This is a genomic window from Streptomyces sp. NPDC042346, from assembly GCF_055581845.1.
The window spans coordinates 880888-893730 of record NZ_JBVJEH010000001.1; the positions used below are offsets into that span (position 1 = coordinate 880888).

Here is a 12843-nt window from a genome sequence, read left to right on the forward strand (position 1 = left end):
CCCTTGAGGGCTCGTCACCCCATCTCCTTCCGAGAGCGCCCAATGCCACTCCCTAGCACCTCACTTGAGGGTCGACGGCTTCTCGACGGCTCTCCCGCCCCTCCTTGCTCGCCCCTCACGGGCTTCCCTCGGTCCCCTTCCAACTCCCTTGTGGCAGGCCGCCCCTGTGTCAACTCACTCCCCGGCCGGGCGGTGACCCGTGAGGTATGGTCCGTGCCAAGTCCATTGACCACGGAGCCAGGGAGGGGAGCGTTCATGGCCGTGCGCGACTCCGCACCGAGACGAGCGGATCGGGACACCCTCCGCCGTGAATTGGGGCAGAATTTCCTCCAGGACGACAGAGCCGTGCGCAATCTCGTCCGGCAGGTCGAGGGGGACGGAAGGCACGTTCTCGAAATCGGCCCCGGAAAGGGCGCGATCACCGAGGAGCTGCTGCACTCCTTCGACACCGTCACGGCCGTGGAGATGGACCCGCACTGGGCCGCGCATGTACGGAAGAAGTTCGCCGGGGAAAGGGTCACCGTATTCCAGGGGGATTTCCTCGACTTTCGCTTTCCGAGCGAGATCGACACCGTCGTCGGAAACGTTCCCTTCGGCATCACGACCCAGATCCTCCGGTGTCTCCTGGAATCCACCGACTGGCAGTCGGCTTCCTTGATCGTGCAGTGGGAGGTCGCCCGTAAACGGGCCGGTCGCAGCGGTGGATCGCTGCTCACGACCTCCTGGGCGCCGTGGTACGAGTTCGAGGTCCACGACCGCGTCCGCGCCGCGTCCTTCCGTCCGATGCCCAGCGTCGACGGCGGCATCCTGACGATCAGGCGACGGCCCCGGCCTCTCCTGCCGGAGAGCGCGTGCCGCGCCTTCCAGAACTTCGCCGAAGCCGTCTTCACCGGCCGCGGCCGGGGCCTCGCCGAGATCCTCCGGCGCCACATCCCCCGGGAGACCTACCGCCCCCTCGCCGACCGCCACGGAATTCCCGACGGCGGACTGCCGAAGGACCTGACCCTCACCCAGTGGGTGGCCCTCTTCCAGGCCTCCCAGCCCGGGTCCGGGCCAGGGGTGGCCGGCCCGCGCACGCCCGCCCAGGGCGGCGGCGGCCGGGACCACGAACCGGCGACGCCCGGGGCCCGCAGGACCGGCCCCGCGCGCGGCGGCGACCCCTACACTCCCCGCGGACAGGTCCGGCAGACGAAGGGACGCCAGGGCGCACGCGGCTCCTCGTACGGACGCCGCACGGGCAGATAGCCCCGAGGCCCGGCCCCGGGGCCTCGCGACCCTGCGACCGCCGGCCGGCCCCGCGGCCTTCGGCCTCGCAGCCCACAGCCCCGGCCTCGCACCCCCGCAGCCCGCGGCCCCGGGCCTCGCAGCCCCGGCCTCGCACCCTCGCAACCCCGCGACCCCGCCAACCCCGCGACCCCGCGACGCCACCCCCCGGGGGGGGGCCTGTCCGGCCGCCCCAGGTCAGGAGACCTCCGGCCGGCCCCCGCGCCGCCCCGGCTCGGTCCCGGTGGCGCTGCGTACGGTGCGCCCCCGGCCGCGCCGCGCCTGCGGCGGCACGCCCCGGCGGTTCGCGGACACGCGGGCTCCCGGATGACCGGCCCCCGCCCGGGCCGCCCCCGGCGCTCCGGCCGCGCCGACGACCGTACCGTCGACACCGTCGAACCCACCTCCGGCCGAACCGCCCGCCAGCTCCCACAGCGAAGCCCACTGGCCGGGCTTGAGATCCTTGGGCAGCGCGTGCGGCGAGATGTCGTTCCGCCACAGCCACGCCGCCAGCTCCCGCTGCGAGATCCGCCCGGTACGCCGCAGGATTTCCTTCAGCCCGTTCCCGCGGCCGGTGAACACCTGGCGGACGAAGTCCTGGTACGTCTTCACCTGGCCCACGAGCGGCGCGGACCGCCGCCGGATGACCAGGACACCCCCGTCCACCCCCGGCATCGGGCGGAAGGCGCGCGCGGGGACCCGGGAGTGCAGGTCGAACTCGTACCAGGGAGCCCAGGCGGCCGTCAGCAGGGTCGACCCGCCGACGCCGGCCCTGCGACGGGCGACCTCCCACTGGACGAGGAGGACGGCGGTGTGCCAGTGCTGGGCGTCGAGCAGCCGCCGCATGATCGACGTCGTCAGATGGAAGGGGACGTTGCCGACGACCACGTGCGGGTTGCGCGGCAGCGGGAAGCGCAGGAAGTCGTGGTGCACCACGGTCACGTGACCGGGCGTACGGGCCCCGAGGCGCTGCGCCCGCCGGCCGTCGAGCTCGACGGCGGTGATCGGCCTGCCGTGGCTGCTCAGGGGGAGGGTCAGGGCGCCGTCACCCGGACCGATCTCGAGTATCGGACCCTTGGTCCGGGCCACCAGGCCGTCGATCTCGTCGATCACGGACCGGTCGACGAGGAAGTTCTGGCCGAGCTCGTGTCGCCCGCCCTGCGGGGAAAGCGGGGAATGCGAAGAATGCGAGGAATGAGGAGGGAAAGGCATGAGTCTGCTCCGCGAAGCCGTTCGGAGCCGGGGCAGCACGAGGGGCCGCACCGGCGGGACACGGAAGCGGAGGGCCTGAACGAACGCGAGAGCGCGCGTACCGACGCAGGGCTGCGAGCGAAGAACGCAGGAGTGCGAACGAAGAACGCAGGAGTGCGAGGAAGGGCGCGCGGAGAGTCGAGACGCGTGAAGAGGGGCCCGCCGCTAGGCGCGGCGCAGCCTCATGTAACGGGCCTGAGCGTGGCAGAACTGCATGGCGCCAGCCTAACACCGCCGGATTCCGGCCCGATTGAGGATTCCTGGAGCCCCGACGCCCCCGCCGCTGCCGGCGAGGGCAGGGCGGGGGCGTCGGCCGGACTCACACCCCCGGCGCCTCGGCGACGCCGATCGGGCAGGAGACACCGGTGCCGCCGATGCCGCAGTAGCCCGCGGGATTCTTGTCCAGGTACTGCTGGTGGTACGCCTCCGCCGGATAGAACGGACGCTCCTCGTCCGCCGGCAGGACGTGCGTGGTGATCTCGCCGTAGCCGGAGCCCGCCAGCACCTTCTGGTAGGCCGCACGGGAGGCCTCGGCCTGCGCGGCCTGGGCGGGGGAGTGGGTGTAGATCGCCGAGCGGTACTGCGTGCCCACGTCGTTGCCCTGGCGGAAGCCCTGGGTCGGGTCGTGGGACTCCCAGAAGAGCTTCAGGAGGGACTCGTACGAGACCTTCGACGGGTCGAAGACGACCCGGACGACCTCGGTGTGGCCGGTCAGGCCCGAGCACACCTCCTCGTACGCCGGGTTCGGCGTGAGGCCGCCCTGGTAACCGGCGAGGGTCGTCCAGACGCCCTCGGTCTGCCAGAACTTGCGCTCGGCGCCCCAGAAACAGCCCAGGGCGAAATCGGCGACCTCCAGCCCCTCCGGGTAGGGGCCGAGGAGCGGGTTGCCGAGGACCGTGTGGCGCTCCGGGACGGAGAACTCGGGCTCCGGGCGGCCGCGCAGAGCCTGCTCGGGGGTGGGGAGGACGGGGGTGCGGGACAGGAACATGCTGCATCTCTCCTCGACGGTCGGCGCTACGCACAACAAGGGAGGGCCGGAAGGGATTCCCCTCCCGGCCCTCGCCGCCACACTTCCGGCGGTCCGCCTCAGCGCGGCAGCGTCACCGGACTGCCGCCGTTCGCCTCGTACCCCGCCACCGCCAGGTTCCGGAAGACCGTGTACTCCGCCGCCGGGTCCCCGCTCAGCGTCCACGGCACCGCACCCACGTGCCCGTCGACGTGCACCAGCTGGTGCATGGCCTCCGCCCAGCGCTCGCCGCGCACCAGGAACCAGACGAGCAGATGGCGGACGTGCGCGAGCATCGGGTCGTCGGGCCGGGCCGAGTGGACCGCGTACAGCGCGCCCTCCGTCGCCTTGCTCACCACGGCCGTACGGAAGAAGTCCTGCACCAGCACCACGTCCGGCACGTGCTCGTACACCGCGAACAGCGGCAGCGCCGCGAGCAGCGACCCCCGCGGGGCGCGCGCCGCGGCCGTCGTCGCGAAGTGATCGGCCTCCTCGCGCGAACCGTGCCACTTCTCGCACCAGTAGTGCAGGGCCGCCAGGTGCGCCCCCATGTGCTGCGGAGCCCGGTCGATGACCTTCGCCCACACCTGGTCGAACTGCTCGTGGCCGTAGCCGAGGCCGCGCGCCACGGCCAGCTGCGTGATGTACGGGACGGGGTCGCCGGGGGCGAGCAGCGCCGCCTCGTCGGCGACCTTCAGCGCCTCCTCCAGGATGATCCGGAAGTCGTCGGACCCGGCCGCCGAGGAACGCCACGCCTGCTGCACCAGGAACTCGGCGTGCACGGCCGCGCCGCCCGCGTCCTTCGGGGCGTCCGCCCGCCAGGCCCGCAGCCACGCCCCGCCGACGCCCGGCCGCTCCTGGAGCTCCAGGGAGGCGGCGCCCGCGAAGGCCTGGACGCGCTGCCAGCGCACCTCGCCCTCCTTGTCGGTGTCCGCGAGGAGCCGCGAGGCCGCCCGCCAGTCCTGGGTGGCCTGGACGACGTCGAGGACGTGGAGCAGGTCGTCGTCGGCGCCGGGCAACCGCACGTCCTGCTCCTCCTGCCGGGCGAAGCCGTACGCCTCCGGGTCCGCCGCGTCCGGTGCGCCCGGCGCGACCTGACGGATCCCGACACCGCCCCGGCGGCGCAGCACAAAGCGGCTGAGCACACCGAACAGCAGCACCATCGCGAACAGGAACAACAGAATCTCCATGCGTCCATTGTCCAGGACACCGCGTGAGACGAACGAAGCGGCAGGGGGCGCTCGGCACTACGCTCCTGACCATGAGCGACCAGCACTCTCATCAGAGCTTCGAGACCCGCGCGATCCACGCGGGCAACACCGCCGACCCGCTGACCGGCGCGGTCGTCCCGCCCATCTACCAGGTGTCCACCTACAAGCAGGACGGCGTCGGTGGGCTGCGCGGCGGATACGAGTACAGCCGCAGCGCGAACCCGACCCGTACCGCCCTGGAGGAGAACCTGGCGGCCCTGGAGGGCGGCCGGCGCGGTCTCGCCTTCGCCTCCGGGCTCGCCGCCGAGGACTGCCTGCTGCGCACCCTCCTCGCGCCCGGCGACCACGTGGTCATCCCGAACGACGCCTACGGCGGCACCTTCCGGCTCTTCGCGAAGGTCGTGCAGCGCTGGGGCGTGGACTTCTCGGTGGCGAACACCTCCGACATCGCCTCGGTGCGGGACGCCGTCAACGACCGTACGAAGCTGATCTGGGTCGAGACCCCCTCGAACCCGCTCCTCGGCATCACCGACATCGAGGCCGTCGCCGGCGTCGCCCGCCAGGCCGGCGTGAAGCTCGTCGTCGACAACACCTTCGCCTCGCCCTACCTCCAGCAGCCGCTGGCGCTCGGCGCGGACGTCGTCGTCCACTCGCTCACCAAGTACATGGGCGGGCACTCGGACGTCGTCGGCGGCGCGCTCGTGACGGCCGACGAGGCGCTCGGCGAGGAGCTCGCCTACCACCAGAACGCGATGGGCGCGGTCGCCGGGCCCTTCGACTCGTGGATCGTGCTGCGCGGCATCAAGACGCTCGCGGTGCGCATGGACCGCCACAGCGAGAACGCGACGAAGATCGTCGAGATGCTGACCCAGCACCCGAAGGTCACCCAGGTCCTCTACCCGGGCCTGCCGGAGCACCCGGGGCACGAGGTCGCGGCCAAGCAGATGCGTTCCTTCGGCGGGATGATCTCCTTCCGCGTCCAGGGCGGCGAGGAGGCGGCGGTCGAGGTCTGCAACCGTGCGCAGCTCTTCACGCTCGGTGAGTCGCTGGGCGGCGTCGAGTCCCTCATCGAGCACCCGGGCCGCATGACGCACGCGAGCGTCGCGGGCTCGGCCCTTGAGGTCCCGGCCGACCTCGTCCGCGTCTCGGTGGGCATCGAGAACGTCGAGGACCTGCTCGCGGACCTTCGCCAGGCCCTGGGCTAGCCGGTACGGAGGGCCCGGGCACCCCCCAGGGGCCCGGGCCCTCTGCCGTACTCAGGTCCCCGGCAGCCTCAGGTCCCCGGCAGCGACTCTTTCAGCTCGGCCCTGACCTGCTCGCGGAGCTCGGGGGAGTCCGTGTGTTCGTGGACGGAGACCATGTGCTCGGCCGCCGCCCGTACGACCTCTTCCTCCTCGCCCGAGATGTAGAGCGAGCAGCCGGAGACGCTCGGGGTGTCCCGGCAATCGGTGGCTTTCCTGGCCATGACGACCTCCCGTAGCCCCCTCCTCCAGGCTAGGCCCGGCCTCTCCTCACCACCCTTCGAGCGGGGGAGTCGTCCGTGCCGGCGGGGTCTCCCAGGGCCGTTCCACCGACGCCCACACCACGAACACGAGCACCGCGACGGCGAACAGGCCCCACAGCACCCGGCGCGCTGCACGGTCGCGGCGGGCCCGCCGGGAGCCGCGCTCCAGCGCCCGGAGGGCGAGGTCCGCGGGGACCGGCGGGTGCGGGGTGTCCAGCATCCGCCGGACCGCCGCCTCCTTGTCCTCGTGCCGGGTCACGCGGCGATCTCCCGAGCGGCACCCGGGGCGGCCGCCGCGCCGCGCGCCGCGGCCCGGAGCGCGGCGACCGAGCGCGCGCACACGGCGCGGACGCGCGCCTCGGAGAGCCCGAGCAGGGCCGCGACCTGCTCCTCGGCCACGCCTTCGTACAGCCGCAGGACGACGACGAGACGTTCCTGCGGGCCGAGCGCGGCCAGCGGACCCTGCCCGCCGTGGTGCCGCCACGCGGTGCGGGCGAAGCGGGCGGCGAGATCGCGGCGCGCGAGGTCGTACGGGTCCTCGTCGCGGAGCCGCGTCCACACCGCGTACGTATGGGCGAGGGCGGCGCTCAGCAGCGCCCTCGCCTGGGGGTTGGCGGTGCGGGACTCGGCGGTGAGCAGGGTCGCGGCATGCAGCAGCCGCCCTGCCGCCCCGGCCACGAACGCCTCGAACTCCCGGGTGCGGTGGGCCTGTTGACTCCCGGGCCCGTTGCCAGGCCCGCCGCCAGGTCCGATCCGATGCTCGCGCACCCCCTCATAGGAGGGCAGCGGGCGGCCGGGGTCAAGAGGTCGGAGCGGACTCCGTCGACGAACCCCCGGACGCGGTGCCCGGGTGGCCCGTGTGCGCCGACTGCCGTGCGGACAGGGCGGTGTTGAAGCGCGTCAGCAGGGTGCAGAAGGACTCGCGCTCGGCCTGCGTCCAGCCGTCCGTGACCTCCACCATCAGCTGACGGCGCGAGGAGCGGACCTCCTCCAGGCGGGCGAGGCCGCGCGGCGACAGCTGGAGCACGACCGCGCGCCCGTCCTCCGGGTGCGAGGTCCGCTTGACCAGGCCGGTGTCGACGAGCGGGGCGACCTGCCGGGTGACCGTGGACGAGTCGATCCCCATGCCCGCCGCGAGCGCCTTGACGCCCATCGGCCCTTCCTGGTCCAGCCGGTTGAGGAGCAGGTAGGCGGCCCGGTCCATGGAGTTGCGGAGCTGCCCCGTACCGCCGAGGCGCGTCTGCTCGGCCCGGCGGGCGAAGACGGCCACCTGGTGCTGGAGGGCGTCGAGGAGACCGGGGTCGAGCTCAGTCGTCATGTCCTGAGATGTGGGCATGGCTGTGGGTCTCTCTCGTGCGAGGTGGTCGGTTGGTGGGGGACAGAGTACGCGGACCCGAGGGGGTCCGTACCGGGGCTGCGCAAACCGGATTCGGCACCCGCCCGCCGAGCGGCCACGAGGGCGGTGAGCTGCGAGACTTGCTGTCATGAGCTTCCGTACGCGAGACCCCTTGCACCACCTCATGCTGGACGACGTGCGCGGGGCGCAGAAGATGCTGTCCGGGGTGGCCCGGGTGACCGCGATGGAGGGCAGCCGCCACCTGTCGTCGCTGGTGGGGGCGCCGGTCCAGCTCAAGTGCGAGAACCTCCAGCGGACCGGTTCCTTCAAGTTGCGCGGGGCGTACGTACGGATCGCCGGGCTGCGCCCCGAGGAGCGGGCGGCCGGGGTCGTCGCCGCCTCGGCGGGCAACCACGCGCAGGGCGTCGCGCTCGCCTCGAAGCTGCTCGGCGTGCACGCGACGGTCTTCATGCCGGTCGGCGCCCCGCTGCCGAAGGTCGCGGCCACCCGGGACTACGGCGCCGAGGTCCGGATGCACGGCCACGTCGTCGACGAGACGCTGGCGGCGGCGGAGGAGTACGCCCGGGAGACGGGCGCGGTCTTCATCCACCCCTTCGACCACCCCGACATCATCGCGGGGCAGGGCACGGTCGGCCTGGAGATCCTGGAGCAGTGCCCGGAGGTCCGGACGATCGTCGTGGGCATCGGCGGCGGCGGTCTGGCGGCCGGCGTGGGGCTCGCGGTGAAGTCGCTGCGCCCGGACGTGAAGGTGATCGGCGTGCAGGCGGAGGGCGCGGCCGCGTACCCGCCCTCGCTGGCGGCCGGGCATCCGGTGGTGATCGAGTCGCCGGTGACGATGGCCGACGGGATCAAGGTGGGGCGGCCGGGCGACGTGCCGTTCGCCCTGATCCAGGAGTACGTGGACGAGGTCCGTACCGTCTCCGAGGACGAGCTGTCGTCGGCGCTGCTGCTCTGCCTGGAGCGGGCCAAGCTGCTCGTCGAACCGGCCGGCGCGAGCCCGGTGGCGGCCCTCCTCGCCGACCCGAGGGCCTTCCAGGGGCCCGTGGTGGCGATCCTGTCGGGCGGGAACGTCGACCCGCTGCTCCTCCAGCGGATCCTGCGGCACGGCATGGCCGCCGGGGGCCGCTATCTGAGCCTGCGGCTGCGGGTGACGGACCGGCCGGGGGCGCTCGCGACCCTGCTCGCGGTCCTCACGGTGGTCGACGCGAACGTCCTCGACGTGAGCCACGTACGGACGGATCCGCGGCTGGGCCTCACGGAGGCGGAGGTCGAGCTGCACCTGGAGACGAAGGGACCGGAGCACTGCCGGGAGGTGGAGGAGGCGCTGCGGGACGCGGGCTACACGATCCTCGGCTGATTCGGCTCCGCAGCGCCCGGTACCCCCGTACCCCAGCGTTGCGCCCGCCGCCCGGCCGACCCCGTACCCCCGTACCCCCGCGCCCCGCGTACCTCCGTATGCCTGCGCCACCGCCCCGCGCGCTGCGGCGCTCGTACGCGTCCACCGCCCCGCCCCGCCCCGCGCCCGGCCGCGCCCGTACCCCGCGCGCGTACGCGTCCACCGCCCCGCGCCCGTACTCCCGTACCCCGCCCCACCCGCCCCGTCAGCGCGGCCGGTGGAGCCGGGCCGCGCGGGTGAGCTCGGCCGCCAGGCCGCCGAGCACGGCGCCCGCCACGACCAGGCCGAGGGGCCGGACGCCACCCGCCACGACAGGGCCGCGCGGCCGCACGGGCCCCCGGCGGATCCGCGCCGCGGCGTGCGGCGCGGGCGCCGGGATCCCGGCGGTCGTCCGCGCGGCCGACTCGTGCGCGAGCGAGTGCTCCAGGCGGATCAGGAGCGGCCGGGGGTCCTCCCCGGAGGCCGCCGCGAACTGCTCGACCGCGATCCGCGTCGGTAACTGCTTCTGGTTCAGGAACCGTTCCCACGAGGAACGGCTGTAGTGCGTGCGCTGCGCGAGCTTGCCGTAGCTGAGCTCCGCGGCGCACTTGATCCGCCGCATCTCGGCCGTCAGCTCCTCCCAGGGCGCCGCCTCGCATCCCGAGCAGCCCCGGCCACCGTTCGCCGCCATCCTGGATCCCCCGATCACTCGTCCTCCTCACCGGCGGTCACAGCCTCGCGCGCGGGCCCAACGGCCCACCAACGAACCACCAACGGGGGAGCGGACGCGGTGGCCGGATGCCACTGTCCCGGCGCCCTCCCGCGTCCCTGGGACGCGACCCGCCCACCATGCGAAACCCCGTCCCGAATCGGCCGTTCCGGACCTACGATGCGACCGTCGGATCATCTCCCCAGTGGCTGGTGAACGACTCTGGGGGGATGGTCGCCGTGCGCTTCGGGCTGCTGGGTTCGTTCGTCGTGGAGGATGTCGGGGGTACGCCCCGGCAGGTCGGGACACCGAAGGCGCGGGCCCTGCTGGCCGTGCTGCTGCTACGGGCCAACGCCCCGGTGTCCTGGGACACCGTGAAGACCGCGATCTGGGGGGAGTCCGTTCCGGCCACCGCCCGCGCCTCGCTCCACAACCACGTCGCCCGCCTCCGGCGCGACCTCGACCCGGGCTGCGACGGGGCGGCGGAGGACCAGGGGATCGACGCGCCGGAGTCCCGGATCCAGGTCACCCCGGCCGGCTTCCGGCTGCGGGTCCTGGACGACGAGCTGGACGTCACCCGCTTCGACCGGTACATCTCCCGGGCGCGGACCGCGCGGCTCGCCGAGGACTGGACGGCGGTCGAGGAGCTGACGGGCGCGGCGCTCGCCCTGTGGCGGGGTGCGCCGCTCTCCGACGTACCCCTGCCCGACAGCGAACGGGAACCGTTCGTCAGGCGCCTGGAGGAGGCCAGGCTCCAGGTCCTGGAGTGGCGCTACGAGGCCGATCTGCACCTGGGCCGCCACCAGGGCATCGCCGCCGAACTCGCCGCCCTGGTCGCGGCCCACCCGCTGCGCGAGACGTTCGTCGGCCAGCTGATGCTGGCCCTCCACCGCAGCGGCCGGCCGGCCGACGCGCTCCTCGCCTACGACACCGCCCGCCGGACGATCCGCGGGGAGCTGGGCGTCGACCCGGAGCCGGGTCTCGTCGAACTGCACCGCCGCATCCTGACGCTCGACCCGGCGCTCACCGCACCGCAGGCCCCCGCGGAACCCCTTCCACTGCCGAGCCCGTCCCACCCCGTACGCACCGACGCGGACCCGCCCGCCGACACCCACCCCGTCCCGCACCAACTCCCCTCCTCGCCCGCCGACTTCACCGGCAGGGAGCAGGAGCTGGACCGTATCGTCGGAGAGCTGACCGCGACCGACCGCCCCGGCGGGGCGACGGTCCTCGTCCACCGGGTCTCCGGCAGCGGCGGCATGGGCAAGACGACGCTGATGGTGCGGGCGGCGCACCAGATCCGCGAGCGCTTCCCCGACGGCCAGATCTTCCTCGACCTGGGCGGCATGACGACGATGCCCATGTCCCCGGAGAACGCCCTCGGGCTGCTGCTCCGCACGCTCGGCGCGGCACCGGAGGAGGTGCCCGGCGGGCTCCAGGCCCGCAGCGCGCTGTTCCGCAGCCTGATCGCCGGCCGGCGGATGCTGATCCTCCTGGACGACGCGGGCGACGCGGCCCAGATACGGCCGCTGCTGCCGGGCGCGGCGGGCAGCGCCGTCCTGGTGACCAGCCGCCGCAGGCTGGTCAGCTTCCCGGGCGTACGGATCGACCTCGGCGCGCTGCCCGACGACGCGGCCCACCGGCTCCTCGCGTCGATCGTCGGCGAGGACCGGGTCGCGGCCCGGCCGGCCGCCACCGAGGAGGTGCTGCGCGCCTGCGGCGGAATGCCGCTGGCGCTGCGCCTCGCCGGGTCCCGCCTCGCCGCGCGCCCCGCCTGGTCGGTCCAGGACCTGGCCCAGCGGCTCACCAGCCACGGGCGGGTCCTGCGGGAGCTGTACGCCGACGACCTGCACGTCCGCACGGCGCTCCAGATGAGTTACGAACTCCTCCTCCAGGAGTCCACGGCGCGCACCGGCCCCGCGCGGGCGTTCCGGCTGCTCGGCCTGATGCCGAGCGTGGCGTTCGGCACCGAGGCCGCGGCGGCCCTGCTCGACTGCGACGAGATGTCGGTCGAGGACTGGCTGGAGGCGCTCGTCGACGCCCACCTCCTGGAGTCCCCCGCGCCGGGCCGCTACCAGTTCCACTGCCTGCTCCAGGAGCTCGCCAGGGAGCTGGCCGAGGAGACGGACACCGCGGAGGAGCGCACGCGGGCCGTCGAGCGCCTCGTCCAGTGGTGCCTGCGCGGCGCCGACGCGGCCACCGCGCGCCTGGCGCCCTCCGCCCGTCGCGTGCCCCTGGGCCCCGGTCCGCGGCGGCCCGTCACCTTCGCCGGCTACGACGAGGCGTACGGCTGGTCCGAGCGGGAACACGACGTGCTGGTCGCCGCCGTGAGCCTGGCCCACGAGACCGGCCTGTACGAGCAGTCCTGGAGTCTCGCGGCCTCCCTCTGGGCGTACGTCAGGCTCGGCCGCAACGACGACTGGCTGTCCACGCACACCGTCGGCCTCGCGGCGGCCCGGGCCCTCGGGGACAAGCGGGCCGAGGCGTGGATGCTGAACGGCATCGGGAACCAGATCCAGCAGGCCGGCCGCCCCGCCGAGGCGATCACGTACTTCCGCCGGGCGCTGCGCCTCCACGAGGGGGTGCGGGGCCGGGACGCCGAGCTGTCCTCCGTCTTCAACAACATCGGCACGTGCTTCACCGACCTCGGCGACCACGAGCCCGCGCTCCACCACTACCGGGAATCCCTCGCCTGGGATCCGAAGAGCTGCGCCACGCTGAACAACACGGCGCACGCGCTGTCCCACCTGGGCCGCCACGACGAGGCCCTCGACGTGCTCGACCGGGCGGAGGAGATCCAGCGCGCGACGCACGACCGCGTCAGCCTCGCCATCGGTCTGCGGGTCAGGGGCGGCGTCCTGCGCGCGGCGGGCCGCCCGGCGGAGGCGGTCGAGGCGTACCGGCGCGCGCTCGCCCTCCAGCGGCTCGGCGGGGACCAGCACAGCGAGGCCGTCTCGCTCATGGGGCTCGGGGACGCCCTCGCCGACCTCGGGGACAAGACCGGGGCGGAGAGCTGCTGGGGGAAGGCGCTCCGCTGGATGGAACGCCTCGGCGACCAGGGCAGGACCGTCGAGCTGCGGAAGCGCCTGGAGGGGGCCGCGACCCCGTGATCGTGTGGCGTGGATCACTTATTCACTGGGCGGGGCCCGTCCGGTAAATCTAGGATC

At 73.8% G+C, this 12843-nt stretch carries 11 protein-coding genes and 1 pseudogene; 4 read left to right on the forward strand and 8 right to left on the reverse strand.

Going from position 1 to position 12843, the window contains the following annotated elements; genetic code table 11:
- Window positions 1–255: 255 nt before the first annotated feature.
- A complete protein-coding gene (gene erm, locus ACZ6K0_RS04115; RefSeq protein WP_469227970.1) occupies window positions 256–1245 on the forward strand; it encodes a 23S ribosomal RNA methyltransferase Erm in 990 nt (329 codons plus the stop codon).
- A gap of 435 nt (window positions 1246–1680) precedes the next feature.
- On the opposite strand, the pseudogene erm (ACZ6K0_RS04120) reads toward erm (ACZ6K0_RS04115), so the two are convergent.
- The 3 genes and pseudogenes from erm (ACZ6K0_RS04120) to ACZ6K0_RS04130 form a co-directional block, all read right to left on the reverse strand.
- A pseudogene (gene erm / locus ACZ6K0_RS04120) lies at window positions 1681–2475 on the reverse strand (23S ribosomal RNA methyltransferase Erm); the annotation flags it as partial.
- Between the two features lie 358 nt (window positions 2476–2833).
- Window positions 2834–3502 (reverse strand): peptide-methionine (S)-S-oxide reductase MsrA, encoded by a 669-nt coding sequence (gene msrA / locus ACZ6K0_RS04125; RefSeq protein ID WP_376401955.1) that lies wholly within the window; start codon window positions 3500–3502, stop codon window positions 2834–2836.
- 98 nt (window positions 3503–3600) lie between these two features.
- Window positions 3601–4710 carry a hypothetical protein gene (locus tag ACZ6K0_RS04130; RefSeq protein ID WP_376401958.1) on the reverse strand — a complete coding sequence of 370 codons (1110 nt, stop codon included), beginning with the start codon at window positions 4708–4710 and terminating at the stop codon, window positions 3601–3603.
- A 71-nt stretch (window positions 4711–4781) separates the two neighbouring features.
- Between ACZ6K0_RS04130 and ACZ6K0_RS04135 the strand changes: the two genes are divergently transcribed.
- Window positions 4782–5936 (forward strand): cystathionine gamma-synthase, encoded by a 1155-nt coding sequence (locus tag ACZ6K0_RS04135; RefSeq protein WP_376401961.1) that lies wholly within the window; start codon window positions 4782–4784, stop codon window positions 5934–5936.
- Window positions 5937–6004: 68 nt separating this feature from the next.
- Here the strand turns inward: ACZ6K0_RS04135 and ACZ6K0_RS04140 are convergent, their stop codons facing one another.
- Genes ACZ6K0_RS04140 through ACZ6K0_RS04155 form a run of 4 tightly spaced genes read right to left on the reverse strand, consistent with a single transcriptional unit; the run spans window position 6005 to window position 7571 of the window.
- Window positions 6005–6196: a DUF1059 domain-containing protein gene (locus ACZ6K0_RS04140; protein WP_376401964.1), complete on the reverse strand. Its 192-nt coding sequence runs from the start codon at window positions 6194–6196 to the stop codon at window positions 6005–6007.
- A gap of 46 nt (window positions 6197–6242) precedes the next feature.
- Window positions 6243–6494 (reverse strand): hypothetical protein, encoded by a 252-nt coding sequence (locus ACZ6K0_RS04145; RefSeq protein WP_469227967.1) that lies wholly within the window; start codon window positions 6492–6494, stop codon window positions 6243–6245.
- On the reverse strand, window positions 6491–7003 hold the full coding sequence (locus ACZ6K0_RS04150; RefSeq protein WP_376401969.1) for a sigma factor-like helix-turn-helix DNA-binding protein: 513 nt from the start codon (window positions 7001–7003) through the stop codon (window positions 6491–6493). The genes ACZ6K0_RS04145 and ACZ6K0_RS04150 overlap by 4 nt, the downstream gene beginning before the upstream one ends.
- Window positions 7004–7034: 31 nt before the next feature.
- On the reverse strand, window positions 7035–7571 hold the full coding sequence (locus ACZ6K0_RS04155) for a MarR family winged helix-turn-helix transcriptional regulator (protein WP_376401972.1): 537 nt from the start codon (window positions 7569–7571) through the stop codon (window positions 7035–7037).
- A 148-nt stretch (window positions 7572–7719) separates the two neighbouring features.
- Between ACZ6K0_RS04155 and ilvA the strand changes: the two genes are divergently transcribed.
- Window positions 7720–8949 (forward strand): threonine ammonia-lyase, encoded by a 1230-nt coding sequence (gene ilvA / locus ACZ6K0_RS04160; RefSeq protein WP_376401975.1) that lies wholly within the window; start codon window positions 7720–7722, stop codon window positions 8947–8949.
- A gap of 244 nt (window positions 8950–9193) precedes the next feature.
- On the opposite strand, the gene ACZ6K0_RS04165 is transcribed toward ilvA, so the two are convergent.
- Complete coding sequence (locus ACZ6K0_RS04165; RefSeq protein ID WP_376401978.1) at window positions 9194–9658, reverse strand: helix-turn-helix domain-containing protein; 465 nt, start codon at window positions 9656–9658, stop codon at window positions 9194–9196.
- A 248-nt stretch (window positions 9659–9906) separates the two neighbouring features.
- Here ACZ6K0_RS04165 and ACZ6K0_RS04170 point away from each other — a divergent pair, with 248 nt between their 5' ends.
- Window positions 9907–12786 carry an AfsR/SARP family transcriptional regulator gene (locus ACZ6K0_RS04170; protein WP_469227964.1) on the forward strand — a complete coding sequence of 960 codons (2880 nt, stop codon included), beginning with the start codon at window positions 9907–9909 and terminating at the stop codon, window positions 12784–12786.
- Window positions 12787–12843: the final 57 nt, after the last annotated feature.